This window comes from Novosphingobium chloroacetimidivorans (assembly GCF_014204535.1).
GTDB classification, from domain to species: Bacteria; Pseudomonadota; Alphaproteobacteria; order Sphingomonadales; family Sphingomonadaceae; genus Novosphingobium; species Novosphingobium chloroacetimidivorans.
In genome coordinates, this window is record NZ_JACHLR010000004.1 from 26797 (window position 1) to 40150 (window position 13354).

Annotated in this window: 14 protein-coding genes; 10 read left to right on the forward strand and 4 right to left on the reverse strand. The window is 64.4% G+C overall.

Annotated elements, in window-relative coordinates; all coding sequences use genetic code 11:
- The first annotated feature begins 288 nt into the window (after window positions 1–288).
- From hemE to HNO88_RS05740, 4 genes are all read left to right on the forward strand, one after another.
- On the forward strand, window positions 289–1314 hold the full coding sequence (gene hemE / locus HNO88_RS05725; RefSeq protein WP_184243141.1) for a uroporphyrinogen decarboxylase: 1026 nt from the start codon (window positions 289–291) through the stop codon (window positions 1312–1314).
- Between the two features lie 163 nt (window positions 1315–1477).
- The gene (locus HNO88_RS05730; RefSeq protein WP_184243142.1) at window positions 1478–1918 is read left to right on the forward strand and encodes a CopD family protein; all 441 of its coding nucleotides are present in this window, start codon (window positions 1478–1480) and stop codon (window positions 1916–1918) included.
- A 277-nt stretch (window positions 1919–2195) separates the two neighbouring features.
- Window positions 2196–3452 carry a transcription termination factor Rho gene (gene rho / locus HNO88_RS05735; RefSeq protein WP_184243143.1) on the forward strand — a complete coding sequence of 419 codons (1257 nt, stop codon included), beginning with the start codon at window positions 2196–2198 and terminating at the stop codon, window positions 3450–3452.
- A gap of 12 nt (window positions 3453–3464) precedes the next feature.
- Window positions 3465–4193 (forward strand): TerC family protein, encoded by a 729-nt coding sequence (locus HNO88_RS05740; RefSeq protein ID WP_184243144.1) that lies wholly within the window; start codon window positions 3465–3467, stop codon window positions 4191–4193.
- A gap of 48 nt (window positions 4194–4241) precedes the next feature.
- Here HNO88_RS05740 and HNO88_RS05745 read toward each other — a convergent pair whose 3' ends face one another.
- A complete protein-coding gene (locus HNO88_RS05745; protein WP_184243145.1) occupies window positions 4242–5210 on the reverse strand; it encodes a quinone oxidoreductase family protein in 969 nt (322 codons plus the stop codon).
- Between the two features lie 80 nt (window positions 5211–5290).
- Window positions 5291–5989, reverse strand: a complete 699-nt coding sequence (locus HNO88_RS05750; protein ID WP_184243146.1) for a dienelactone hydrolase family protein — start codon at window positions 5987–5989, stop codon at window positions 5291–5293.
- 119 nt (window positions 5990–6108) lie between these two features.
- On the opposite strand from HNO88_RS05750, the gene HNO88_RS05755 reads away from it, so the two are divergent.
- The 6 genes from HNO88_RS05755 (at window position 6109) to HNO88_RS05780 (ending at window position 11949) form a co-directional block, all read left to right on the forward strand.
- Window positions 6109–6375, forward strand: coding sequence for a DUF6489 family protein (locus tag HNO88_RS05755; protein ID WP_184243147.1), 267 nt, complete (start codon window positions 6109–6111; stop codon window positions 6373–6375).
- A 34-nt stretch (window positions 6376–6409) separates the two neighbouring features.
- Complete coding sequence (mnmE, locus tag HNO88_RS05760; RefSeq protein WP_184243148.1) at window positions 6410–7690, forward strand: tRNA uridine-5-carboxymethylaminomethyl(34) synthesis GTPase MnmE; 1281 nt, start codon at window positions 6410–6412, stop codon at window positions 7688–7690.
- A 62-nt stretch (window positions 7691–7752) separates the two neighbouring features.
- On the forward strand, window positions 7753–9603 hold the full coding sequence (gene mnmG / locus HNO88_RS05765; protein ID WP_184243149.1) for a tRNA uridine-5-carboxymethylaminomethyl(34) synthesis enzyme MnmG: 1851 nt from the start codon (window positions 7753–7755) through the stop codon (window positions 9601–9603).
- Window positions 9600–10229, forward strand: a complete 630-nt coding sequence (gene rsmG / locus HNO88_RS05770) for a 16S rRNA (guanine(527)-N(7))-methyltransferase RsmG (protein WP_184243150.1) — start codon at window positions 9600–9602, stop codon at window positions 10227–10229. Before mnmG ends, rsmG begins: the two co-directional genes overlap by 4 nt.
- Window positions 10226–11002 (forward strand): ParA family protein, encoded by a 777-nt coding sequence (locus HNO88_RS05775; protein WP_184243151.1) that lies wholly within the window; start codon window positions 10226–10228, stop codon window positions 11000–11002. The genes rsmG and HNO88_RS05775 overlap by 4 nt, the downstream gene beginning before the upstream one ends.
- Window positions 10999–11949: a ParB/RepB/Spo0J family partition protein gene (locus HNO88_RS05780; protein WP_184243152.1), complete on the forward strand. Its 951-nt coding sequence runs from the start codon at window positions 10999–11001 to the stop codon at window positions 11947–11949. The genes HNO88_RS05775 and HNO88_RS05780 overlap by 4 nt, the downstream gene beginning before the upstream one ends.
- A gap of 36 nt (window positions 11950–11985) precedes the next feature.
- On the opposite strand, the gene HNO88_RS05785 is transcribed toward HNO88_RS05780, so the two are convergent.
- Together HNO88_RS05785 and msrC are read right to left on the reverse strand one after the other, a co-directional pair.
- Window positions 11986–12717 carry a glycine zipper 2TM domain-containing protein gene (locus tag HNO88_RS05785; protein WP_246381229.1) on the reverse strand — a complete coding sequence of 244 codons (732 nt, stop codon included), beginning with the start codon at window positions 12715–12717 and terminating at the stop codon, window positions 11986–11988.
- Window positions 12718–12859: 142 nt separating this feature from the next.
- The gene (msrC, locus tag HNO88_RS05790; protein WP_184243153.1) at window positions 12860–13342 is read right to left on the reverse strand and encodes a free L-methionine (R)-S-oxide reductase MsrC; all 483 of its coding nucleotides are present in this window, start codon (window positions 13340–13342) and stop codon (window positions 12860–12862) included.
- Between the last annotated feature and the right edge of the window lie 12 nt (window positions 13343–13354).

Sequence of the window (13354 nt, forward strand, 5' to 3'; positions counted from 1 at the left end):
GCATAAACCACGGGAGAGGGCGGGTGACAACTCGGCATCGGGATTCTGCCCCCACTACCGGCGTGTTCGCGGCCGAGTTACGGACAGGGCAGGGCGGTTCTCGACAGGCTGGGGATAAGGCGCACAACCTTTGCTTGACCGCCAGGGCGTCGGGAGTCGGCAGCAGGCGAAGGACTGTTCAGCGCCGGACAAATCGGGCAAGGCGCCGCCGTCCCCAGTTTCCACAGGGCCAACAGACTCCATCATCCTTCTAAGAATCTAATATTATTTAAGTGGGACCAAGCCGCGATGCCCGGAACTCTGCTGAACGTGCTCAAGGGCGAAGCCTCCCCGAGGCGGCCGGTGTGGCTGATGCGCCAGGCGGGGCGCTACCTGCCGGAATACCGCGCGCTGCGGGCGGAGAAGGGCGGTTTCCTGGCGCTGGTCTACGACACCGATGCCGCCGCCGAGATCACGCTGCAGCCGATCCGCCGCTTCGGCTTCGATGGTGCTATCCTGTTTTCCGACATCCTGATCGTGCCTTACGCGATGGGGCAAGACCTGACGTTCCTGGCAGGGGAGGGGCCCAGGCTGGCGCCGCCGCTGGTCGACGCGACGCTCGCCAGCCTTGAGCCCGTGCCCTCACGCCTGTCGCCGATCTACGACACGGTGGCGAAGGTCCGCGCGCAGCTTGGGCCGGAGACCACAATGCTCGGCTTTGCCGGCAGTCCCTGGACCGTCGCCACCTACATGGTCGCGGGCGAGGGCAGCCGCGACCAGCACGAGGCGCGCGCCATGGCCTATCGCGACCCGGCCGCTTTCCAGGCGATCGTCGATGCCATCATCGCGGTCACGGTGGAGTACCTTTCGGGCCAGATCGCCGCCGGAGCCGAGGCGGTCCAACTGTTCGATTCCTGGGCAGGCAGCCTGGCCCCGGCCGAGTTCGAGCGCTGGGTCATCGCCCCTAACGCCCTGATTGCGACTGCCATCCACGAGCGGCACCCGGGCGTGCCCGTCATCGGTTTCCCCAAGGGCTCGGGCGAGAAGCTGCCTGCCTATGCCCGCGAGACCGGCGTCGACGCGGTCGGGCTGGACGAGACGATCGATCCCCTGTGGGCCGCCGAGGCGCTGCCGCAGGGCATGCCGGTGCAGGGCAACCTCGACCCGCTGCTGTTGCTGGCCGGCGGCGACGAGCTGGACCGCCAGACGCGGCGCGTGCTCGATACTTTCGCGGGGCGCCCCCATGTCTTCAATCTGGGGCACGGTATCGGCCAGTTCACCCCGATCGAGCATGTCGAGAGATTGCTGGCAGTGGTGCGCGGCGCGGAAGGCTAGACGGAGAGGGCCGAGGTCGTCGCGGGTGTGACCCGGGACCGGTTTCGGCATGTCGCAAGCTCTCGTCATGGCGCCTTCGGCAAGGTCGGCTCGTCGCAAAACCGGCCCCGGGTCGAGCCCGCGACGGCGTGACGCGGCCCTTCAACCGCGCTAAGGGCGGCACATGGACCAGCTTTCCGCAATCTACCTCTGGCTCAAGGCCGGGCATGTCATCTTCGTGATCTTCTGGATGGCCGGGCTGTTCATGCTCCCGCGCTTCTTCGTCTATCACCAGGAGAGCGAGCCGGGCTCGGCCGAGGAAGCGCGCTGGCTCGATCGCGAAGCCAAGCTGCGCAAGATCATCCTGACGCCGGCGCTGGTGCTGGTCTGGGTTCTTGGCATCGCGGTGGCGAGCGCCGGACAATGGTGGGTCGCGGGATGGCTGCACGCCAAGCTGCTGCTGGTGCTGGCTCTCAGCGGATATCACGGCTGGATGGTCGGCTATGCCAAGAAGCTGGCCAAGGGCGAGCGGCGGCTCTCGGGCAAGGCACTGCGGCTGTTGAACGAGATCCCGGGCGTTACCGTGGCGCTGATCGTGATCCTGGTGGTCGTGAAGCCGTTCTGAGGCCTTCCGGGGCACCGGCGTACGGCGAAGCAACCCTCCGGCCCAGACTGCCCGATTTGCCCTGAAACAAGTTCAGGGTGACGCGGTGCCGGAAGGCCGGGCGTTCCCGAGCCCCGACCTGCCGCGAGTCGATTGACCGCCAGCGGCACAACGTTTATCTACCCGACGTTCCGGCACAGGGCCGCGAGGGTTCCCTCGCCTTGCCCGGATCCGCTTTCCCCAAGCCCATCGGTCCGCCGGCCATCCCGATCCTCACGGAAAATCAAGACACCACATCATGCACCTTAAAGAACTCAAGCAGAAAACCCCGGCCGAGCTGGTCGAAATGGCCGAGGAACTCGGCGTCGAAGGCGCGTCCACCATGCGCCGCCAGGAACTCATGTTCGGCATCCTCAAGGAAGTGGCCGAGGATGGCGAGGAGATCATGGGGCTGGGCACCATCGAGGTGCTCACCGATGGTTTCGGCTTCCTGCGCAGCCCCGAGGCGAACTATCTGGCCGGACCGGACGACATCTACGTTTCGCCGAACCAGGTCCGCAAGTGGGGCCTGCGCACCGGCGACACCGTCGAAGGCGAGATCCGCGCCCCGCGCGACGGCGAGCGCTATTTCGCGATCACGAAGCTGACCAAGGTCAACTTCGACGATCCCGACATGGTCCGCCACCGCACCAATTTCGACAACCTGACGCCGCTCTATCCCGACGAGCGCCTGAACCTCGATGGCCTCGACCCCACGGTCAAGGACAAGTCGGCGCGGGTCATCGATCTCATCAGCCCGCAGGGCAAGGGCCAGCGCGCCCTGATCGTCGCTCCGCCGCGCACCGGCAAGACCGTGCTGCTGCAGAACATGGCCAAGGCCATCACCGACAACCACCCCGAGGTGTTCCTGCTCGTCCTGCTGGTCGACGAACGCCCCGAGGAAGTCACCGACATGCAGCGCTCGGTGAAGGGCGAGGTCATCTCCTCCACCTTCGACGAGCCCGCCCAGCGCCACGTCCAGGTCGCCGAGATGGTGATCGAGAAGGCCAAGCGCCTCGTCGAGCACAAGCGCGATGTCGTGATCCTGCTCGATTCGATCACGCGCCTCGGCCGCGCCTACAACACCGTGGTGCCCAGTTCGGGCAAGGTGCTGACCGGCGGTGTCGATGCGAACGCCCTGCAGCGCCCCAAGCGCTTCTTCGGCGCCGCGCGCAACATCGAGGAGGGAGGCTCGCTCTCGATCATCGCCACCGCCCTGATCGACACCGGCAGCCGCATGGACGAGGTCATCTTCGAGGAGTTCAAGGGCACCGGTAACTCGGAAATCGTCCTCGACCGCAAGGTCTCCGACAAGCGCATCTTCCCGGCGCTCGACGTCGGCAAGTCCGGCACCCGCAAGGAAGAGCTGCTCGTCCCCAAGGACCAGCTCAGCAAGATGTGGGTCCTGCGCCGCATTCTCATGCAAATGGGAACCGTCGATGCGATGGAGTTTTTGCTCGACAAGATGAAGGACTCGAAAACCAACGAGGACTTTTTCGCAACGATGAACCAGTAAGGGGCAGTGGCCTTGGATCTTTTGCTGACGCTGGCCGCTGCCGCTCCCTCGATCGGGGGACCGGCCGAGATCTGGCAGCATATCGTCAACGACTTCTCGAACATCGGCACGCCATCGGCGATGGCGGCGTTCCTGCAAGTCATGATGATCGACCTCGTGCTCGCGGGCGACAATGCGATCGTGGTCGGTGCGCTCGCTGCGGGACTTCCCGCCGAGCAGCGCAAGAAGGTCATCCTGATCGGCGTCCTCGCCGCGCTGGTCCTGCGCATCGGCTTCGCGCTGATCGTGACCTGGCTGCTCGGCATCGTCGGCCTGGTCTTCGCCGGCGGCCTGTTGCTGCTGTGGGTCGCCTGGAAGATGTACCGCGAGCTCCACACCCATGGCGGGCAGGACGTGCATTCGCATGGCTCTCCCGAGGTCGCGGGCGACGAGCGTTCCGGCTTGAAGCCGGCCAAGAGCTTCGCCAGCGCCGCCATTTCCGTGGCGGTCGCCGATGTGTCGATGAGCATCGACAACGTGCTGGGCGTGGCGGGTGCGGCGCGTGAGCATCCTGGCATTCTGATCGTCGGCCTGGTCTTCGCCATTGCCCTGATGGGCCTCGCGGCAAACTTCATCGCCCGCTATATCGAGCGCTTCCGCTGGATCGCGTGGATCGGCCTCGCGGTTATCGTCTACGTTGCTCTGAAGATGATCTACGAAGGCTGGGTAGACCCGCAGCTCGGCATCGGCACCCTGTTCTGAGCCTTGAGCGTCGTCCCGGGACTGACCCGGGACGACGTGACTCCTGCTTCAGGGGATCAGCACCGTCGATCCGGTCGTCTGCCGTGCTTCCAACGCCCGATGCGCTTCGGCGGCATCTGCAAGCGCGTAGCGTTGCCCGATGACGGGCTTCACCACACCGCGCGCGATCCTGTCGAACAGCCGCTCGGCGGTATGCGCCAGTTCTGCGGGCGTGCCGATATAGTCCGCCATCGTCGGTCGGATCACCATCAGCGAACCCGCGCGCATCAAGTCGGTCAGCGCCACCGGTGGAACAGGGCCCGATGCATTGCCGAAGCTCACCATCAGCCCGCGCTTGCGCAGACAGGCCAGCGAGGCGGTCCAGGAGGCCTGGCCCACCCCATCGTAGACCACGTCAGCCCTGCGCCCGCCGGTCGCCTCCAGCAGCGCCTGCGGCAGGTCCTGGAACCTGCAGCTGAGCGCATGGTCCGCGTCCACGCTTGCGGCCTTGTCCGCGGTTCCGGCATGCGCGACGACGATCACGCCTTTGTCTCGTAGCCAGGGCACCAGCAGCGAGCCGACGCCGCCTGCTGCCGAATGTACCAGGGCGATCTGTCCGGCCTCCAGCGGGATGATATCTTCGGCAAGATAGCACGCGGTAAAGCCCTTGAGCATGGTAGCCGCAGCCATCTCGGCGCTGACCGCCTCGGGCAACCGAACCGCCTGCGTTGCCTTGATGACCCGATGCGTGGCGTAGGCGCCGTCGCCCTGCGCGCAGCCGACACGTTCGCCGCGAGCAAAGCCATCCACGCCTTCACCCACGGCCACGACTGTCCCGGCACTTTCGGAACCGAGCGTGATAGGCAGCTGCGCCGGGTAGAGCCCGATACGATAGTAGACGTCGATGAAATTGAGGCCGACTGCCTCGGTTTCGATCAGCAGCTCGCCCGGTCCCGGATCCGCGAACCGCGCGTCCTCTCGCATGATCGCCTCGGGTCCGCCGTGGTCCCGGATGACCAATCGATAGCCGTCTGCCATGCCTGAACCTGTTGCTGGCGCGATGGTCATACAACCATCGCGCTCAAGGATTTGCCGGTGAGGGGATTGAGGGCGCTCGCTTAACCCAAGTGCTCGGCGAAGAACGCTGCTGTGCGCTCATCGGCAAGCTGTGCTGCCGCCTCGTCGCGACGTGAGCCGATCTCGGCGGCGAAGCCGTGGTCGAGCCCTTCGTAGTCGTACAGCGTGACCTTCGGGTGATCGTCCAACCCTTCGTGCATGGCCTTCTGGGCATCGGGACTGACGAAGTGATCGGCGGTGGGAATATGCAGCATGAGCGGCTTGGCGATGGCATGCTTTTCGCCCAGCATCTGGTCGATCATCACGCCGTAGTAGCCGACCGAAGCATCGATGTCCGTGCGCGCTGCGGCCATGTAGGCGACGCGGCCGCCCATGCAGAAGCCGACCAGCCCGACCTTGGCCACATCCGCATCGCGACGGATCCAGTGGATGACGGCCTCGATATCGCGAATGCCCAGGTCGAAGTCGTGCTTCATCATGTAGCCGACGGCTTCCTGGAATTGCTCCGGGATGTCGGCATCGAGAGCGACGCCCGGCTGCTGGCGCCAGAACGTATCCGGCGCCACCGCAAGGTACCCGCGATCGGCCCATTGCTGCGCCTTCTTCTGGATACCGGCGTCCACGCCGAAGATCTCCTGCTGCACGATCACAGCACCGCGCGGCGTGCCCTCCGGCTTGATGACCAGGACCGGGATCTGTCCGTCGTCGTCGAGAGTGGGGATCTGGGTGTTCGTGGTCATGGGGCTCTCCTTGCCTGTGTCACCGGGCGTCTTCGCTTGCATGGGATTAGGCTGCCGCAATGGACTTTGCCAAGCGCATGTGTCAGCACAACGGAAGGAAAGCGAGGCAGGAGAGCCCGATGAAGGTCAATGTCGAGGTGGACTGCTCGCCGGAAGAGGCGAGGCGCTTTCTGGGCCTGCCGGATGTGACTCGCGCCAACGAGGTCTATGTCGATGCGCTCGCCAAGGCGATGCAAGGTGTCGGCAGCGTCGATCAGATGCAGGACCTGGCCAAGCAGATGGCACCGATGGGCCAGTTCGGCCTCAAACTGTTCCAGCAGTTGATGGAAGGCGGCGCGGCGATGGCGATGTCCAAGCCAGGCGCGCCAAAGCCCGAGGATCGCTAAGCCGCTCCTCTAAAAGTTTCCGTGACGCGACGGCATGAACGACACGATCTTCGCCTTGTCCAGCGGTGCGCCGCCGGCCGCGATCGGCATCGTGCGGATCAGCGGGCCCGCGGCTGCCGGTGCTGTCGAAGCATTGGCCGGCCAGGTCCCTCAAGCGCGGCATGCCAGCCTGCGGCGCTTGCGGGATCGGAACGGCGATCCGCTGGATCAGGCGCTGGTCCTGTGGTTTCCAGGTCCGGCAACGGCCACCGGTGAGGACTTGGCCGAATTCCACCTGCATGGGGGAAGGGCGGTGGTTGCGGCGGTCGAGCGGACCTTGGCCGAACTACCTGGGTTACGCTGGGCGACACCCGGAGAATTCACCCGGCGCGCTTTCGCCAATGGCCGGATCGATCTCGCGGAAGCGGAAGGTCTCGCCGATCTGCTGACCGCGGAGACCGAACTGCAGCGGCGCCACGCTCTCGCGCTGGCGAGTGGTGGCTTGTCCTCGCAGATTTCCGAGTGGCGCGACCAAGTGCTGGTGTTGTCGGCACAAGTCGAAGCGGTGCTGGATTTCGGCGACGAGGATGATGTCGCGCATCTCCCACCCAGCTTCTCCCTCGATCTGGCCCGCTTGGCCACCGCAATCGATGCGCTCGTGGCCGGACCGCGCGCGGAATCTCTGCGCGAGGGTTTTCGCGTGGTACTCGCGGGGCCGCCGAACTCCGGAAAAAGCAGTTTATTCAATTGCTTGGTTGATGCCGATGCTGCCATAACCACGCCCATCCCGGGGACGACACGCGATGTGCTGACCCGGCCCGTCGCGCTGCAAGGCATTCCTTTTCTCTTCGTAGATACCGCGGGCCTACGCAGCGATACACAGGACGCCGTCGAACTTATCGGCATCGACCGAGCGACACAGGAGTTGTCGCGAGCGGACCTTGTGCTCTGGCTGGGGCCGGAAGGCGAGGGGCAGGGCAGGTGCGTCTGGGAACTCGACAGCTTCGCCGATCTTGCCTCGCACAAGGGCAAAGTCCGTCCCCGTCACCGCGTCTCGGCTGAAACGGGCGCGGGCATTGCCGAGCTACAAAGCGATCTCATCGATCTCGCGCGCACCGCGCTGCCGGGTCCAAACCAGTTTGCCTTGAACCAACGTCAGGGCACTCTGCTTTTGGAGGCGGCAGAGGCCCTGCATCAGGCAGGTTCTCAAGTCGATCCGCTCCTGATTGCCGAGTTGTTGCGCAATGCCAGAAGCGCATTCGATCGGCTGCTCGGGCGTGCTGCAACCGAGGACATGCTCGATGCCTTGTTCGGACGATTTTGCATCGGCAAGTGATGTTCCACGTGGAACATGGATGAGCTTTGACCACCGGCGACTGTCACGCTAAAAGCCGCGTCATGCACACATACGATATTGTGGTCGTAGGCGGCGGTCATGCCGGCTGCGAGGCCGCCGCGGTTGCGGCTCGCATGGGCGCGCGTGTCGCCTTGGTCAGTTTCGACCTGACGACGGTTGGGGCCATGAGCTGCAATCCGGCGATCGGTGGCCTGGGCAAGGGGCACCTTGTCCGAGAGGTCGACGCCTTCGATGGGTTGATCGGCCGCGCGGCGGATGCGGCCGCAATCCATTATCGCATGCTCAATCGCTCCAAAGGCAGTGCCGTCCAAGGTCCCCGGGTGCAGGCGGATCGGACTTTCTTCAAGGCATCCATCCAGCGGCAGCTTGCAGCGACCGCGGGCCTCGACCTGGTTGAGGGGGAGGTCGCATCGCTCCGTTTGGTAGGTGGACGGGTAGAAGGCATCGAGCTCACAGGTGGCGAGCAAATTTCCGCTGCAGCCACCATCCTGTGCACGGGCACCTTCCTGGGAGGAACTCTGTTCCGCGGCGAGGAGAGGCTTGAAGGTGGCCGCATCGGCGAGGCATCGGCGCAGCTACTGGCGCGCCAGATGCGCAGCTTCGACTTACCCATGGCCCGCTTGAAAACGGGGACGCCGCCGCGACTGGATGGTCGAACCATCGATTGGTCACTGTTGGACGAACAGCCGTCGGACGCCGATCCGTGGACCATGTCACCCATGGTCCGTGCTCGCGCCAACCCCCAGGTGTTTTGCGCCATCACGCGCACCAACGTACGGACGCATGATATCATCCGCGCCAACCTTCACCGCTCACCGCTGTTCAGTGGAGCGATCGGTGCGCGAGGCCCGCGGTATTGTCCGTCGATCGAGGACAAGATTCATCGCTTCGCGGATCGGGACGGCCACCAGATCTTCCTGGAGCCGGAAGGCTTGCGATCACACCTGGTCTATCCCAATGGCATCAGCACGTCCTTGCCAGCAGACGTGCAAGCCACGATGCTGCGAACGATCGAAGGTCTCGAGAGCGTCGAGATCGTGGTCCCCGGATATGCCGTGGAGTACGACCACATCGACCCACGCGCGCTGCGATCGACCTTGGAGCTAAGAGACCTTCCGGGGCTTTACTGTGCCGGCCAGATCAATGGAACGACCGGGTATGAGGAAGCGGCGGGGCAGGGGCTTGTCGCGGGGATGAGCGCAGCATGCGCGGTTCTGGATCGCGACCTGCCAGCGCTCGATCGAACCAACAGCTATCTGGCCGTGATGATCGATGATCTGACCTTGCAAGGTGTGAGCGAACCATACCGCATGCTCACCGCACGGGCGGAATATCGGCTCCGGCTTCGTGCCAACAATGCTGCAACGCGACTCACCGGGTTAGCGACGCAATTGGGTGCCGTTGGTGCCGAACGCGCGTCCTGGTTTGCCGAGCGGCAGCACTGTCGGTCCGAACTGGAGAGCCACCTGGATGCGGAAGTGTCCGCAGCCCAGCTGTCGGCGTGCGGTCTATCGGTTCGCCAGGATCTCGGCACTATGCCATTGCGAGAGTGGACGCGCTTCGACGGTGTCGATCTCGCAGCGCTTTCACCGTGGCTGCCACAGCTCGAACAAGCGCACGATGACTTGGTAGATGAGATGACCGAAGATCTGGCGTACGCGCCGTACCTTGATCGGCAGGAGCGGGAACTACGCGAGCTTCGAGCGAGTGAGTCTCTGCGCCTTATCGATAACTTTCCCTATGCCGACGTGCCTGGGCTCTCATCGGAGATGGTGGAGCGACTTTCCGGTGCACGGCCAGAAACGCTGGCCGCGGCCGGCCGCGTTCCCGGTGTGACGCCTGCGGCATTGTCGGCCTTGCTGGTTCACGCACGCCGAAAGCTCGCTGCATGACCGAGGCAGGCGCTCGATCGCAGACGCTTGCACTTGCACAGAGTGATGAAGCTGAGGCGAAGCTCGATAGCTTCATCAGTGCATTGATCGAAGAGAACGAGCGGCAGAACTTGGTCGCAAGGGCAACGCTGCCAAGTATGTGGGCGAGGCACATTCTCGACAGCGCGCAACTCTTGGCACATGTTCCACATGAAACATCGACGTGGCTAGATCTCGGCACTGGCGCTGGATTTCCCGGGCTCGTGATAGCGATCCTAAGGAGTGACTGGAACGTGACGCTTGTCGAGTCGCGCACCAGACGCGTTGAGTGGCTGACCCAGATGGTAGATCGCCTTGGGCTCACAAATGTCGATGTTGAAGGTCGGCGCTTGGAAACCGTGCCGACGAAGGTATTCGATGTCATATCGGCAAGAGCGTTTGCGCCTTTAGCCGAGCTCCTGGACTTATCCGCTCGGTTTTCGGCAGCCACGACGTGCTGGGTCTTGCCCAAAGGCCGGTCGGCGGGCCAAGAAGTGAATGAGCTCCGCGGATGGAATCACAAGTTCCACGTGGAACAATCCTTGACCGATCCTGAGGCCGGCATCCTTGTCGGTCAACTCATCGGCCGGAAAGGTACGGCAGCATGATCCGCATCGCTATCGCCAACCAGAAGGGTGGGGTCGGCAAGACCACAACCGCAATCAACGTCTCGACGGCGCTGGCCGCGACGGGGTGGAAGACCTTGCTGATCGATCTCGATCCGCAGGGTAATGCCTCGACGGGGATCGGAGTCGGCACAGCACAGCGCGACCGATCGAGTTATGACGTGCTGGTCGATCAAGCGAGTATGGAAAGCTGCATCGTTCCGACACCGATCCCCAAGCTCGACCTCTGTCCAGCAACGGTCGATCTTTCGGGAGCCGAGGTGGAATTGGTGGGCGTCGATGATCGAGCCCATCGTTTGCAGAAGGCCTTGCAGCCCGATCTGGGCTACGATGTTTGCCTGATCGATTGCCCCCCGTCGCTCGGTCTGCTGACGCTCAATGCGATGACGGCTGCGGATACATTGCTGGTGCCGCTTCAGTGCGAGTTCTTCGCGCTCGAAGGGCTGAGCCAGCTGCTGACGACAGTCGAGCGCGTGCAGCAGCGCTTTAACCCAGACCTGGGGATCATCGGTATTGCACTGACCATGTTCGATCGCCGCAACCGGCTGACCGATCAGGTCGCGGATGACGTGCGATCATGCCTTGGCAAGCTCGTGTTCGAGACGACGATCCCGCGCAATGTGCGCCTGTCGGAAGCGCCGAGCCATGGCGTCCCGGCGCTGATCTACGATCACGCATGTGCAGGGAGCCGTGCGTACATCGCGCTCGCGCGCGAACTGATCACGCGCTTGCCCGAAGAGAGGAAGGCGGCATGAGCGAGGAAGCCAGCATCGTTGCAGCACCTGCGGCAAAGTCGAAGGCCAAGGGTCTTGGGCGTGGCCTTGGCGCCCTGCTCGGCGAGACACGGCGCGAGGAGCCTGTCTCACGTGGAACTGATGCGGGGGCGCGGGAAGGGCTGCAGAGATCGGGCCTGGCGCTTCTGCCCGTTTCCTCCATCTCTCCCGATCCACACCAGCCCAGGCGGCACTTCGACGAAGCGGCACTGGACGAACTCGCGGCGTCGATCGCGCAGCGGGGTGTCATCCAGCCTGTTGTCGTGCGGGCGCTGGACACTGGCCGCTATCAGCTGGTCGCTGGCGAGCGGCGCTGGCGGGCAGCCCAGAAGGCACAGCTCCACGACATCCCGGCGCTGATCCGAGAGCTGAGCGACCGTGACGTCATGGCACTGGCGCTGATCGAGAACCTCCAGCGTGAGGACCTCAATCCGATCGAGGAAGCGCGCGCCTATCAGCGCCTGGCCGAGAGCGAGGGGCTCACCCAGGCCGAGATCGCCAAGATGGTGGACAAGAGCCGCAGCCATGTCGCCAATCTGCAGAGGCTACTGGCCTTGCCCGCGCCGGTGATGGATCTGGTGGAGCGCGGCTCGCTATCGATGGGTCACGCCCGCGCCTTGATCGGTGCGGATGATGCCGAACAGATCGCGCAAGCCGCTGTGGACAAGCAGATGTCGGTGCGCGAGGTGGAAAAGCTGGTCCGCCGCCAGTCAAAAGTCGATGCCGCGCCGCGCCGCGCCCGCACTGCCCGAAACGCAAGCGACGATGCCGATATCGTCGCCGTACAAGGCCACCTTGAAGAATTTCTCGGCTTGCCCGTGCGTATTCAGAGCGATGCCGACCCGAAATCCGGATTGGTTACCATCAAGTATGCGACGCTCGATCAGCTGGATCTGATCTGTCAACGGTTGACCGGCGGCTCCATCTGAACCGCCGGTCAACTGTACGTACTCCCGAGAATGTGATTACTTGATCCGCACCCGCTTGTCCGGGACGATCTTCACGCGCTTGTCTGGTACATGCCGGCGAGTACGAGGGCGTGCCGGAACATCCTCGTAGACGTACTCGACCGTTTCGGTGCACTGCGGCGCAGCTGGTGCCGGAACCATCATCACCGGCGCGCTGGTGCAGCAGCCCGCAGGATAGCCATACGCCGGTGCATATCCGGAATAGCCGTAGCCCGGGTATGCCTGACCGCCATATCCGGATTGCGGATAGCTTGCGGTGTAGCGCGCGTAGTAATCGTCCAGGTACGCCTCGCATTCGTCGCGCGCGCGGCCGCGATCCTCCGCGCGGTCGATGGCGGCCCCGGCGACGGCTCCTACCGCTGCACCCGCGACCGTGCCGACGGTGCGGTTGCCGCGCCCGGCGATCCGGTTTCCGGCAACACCACCCACGACGCCGCCGATGACCGCTCCACCGATGCCATCGTCGCGTGCGGCAACGCGCTGCCGGCAGTCAGCCAGCCATGCATCGCGCGCACCGGCATGGAACTGTGCTTCCGATTGAAACGGTTGGCGGGGATCAGGGTAGGGCGCCGGCGCCTCGGGCGGCGGTGCATCGCCGTACCAACTGCCGTTGTGCCAGCCCGAACGCGATGCATGGTCGTCCTGCGCCGCGGCAAGCCCAGGCGATGCGCCTGCGGCCAGCACCATCAGAGTGGCCAGCATTCGTACCTGTGAGTAACCTTGAGCCATGAGCGGTCCTTTCGCGTCCACCGAATGCCGGATCGTTCGGCCTTAACGCGAAATTTAGCATCTTGGCTGCGCCAGCACCAAGGCCGCGATCACGGCATCGCAGCGCCTGTGCCGATTTGGAGCAACAAGGTCGGGTAGTAGATCAAAGGAAAGTGCTGGCGACACGGGCGACAAGTTCGATGCCGGCCGCGTCCTCCTCGTCGAAGCGAGCGAGTTCGGGGCTATCGAGATCGATGACCGCGCGCACGCGTCCGTGGACCAGAACGGGGACGACGAGCTCCGAGCGGCTCTGCGCATCGCAGGCGATGTGGCCGGGGAAGGCATGCACGTCGGTCACCAGTTGCGTCGCACCCAGCGCGGCGGCGGTGCCGCAGACGCCCTGGCCGACCGGGATCCGGATGCACGCAGGCTTGCCGATGAAGGGGCCAAGGACGAGCTCGCCCTCTACCATACGGTAGAACCCCGCCCAGTTCAGTCGAGGCACCGACATCCAGATCAGCGCGGCCAAGTTCGCCATGTTGGCCACCGGATCGTGCTCGCCCTCGATCAGGGCCGCAGCCGATTGGGCGAGGGCGGTATAGGCGAGGGGCTTGGGAAGGTCGGATGGGGGAGCGATGTCGAACATCCGCGCGACATA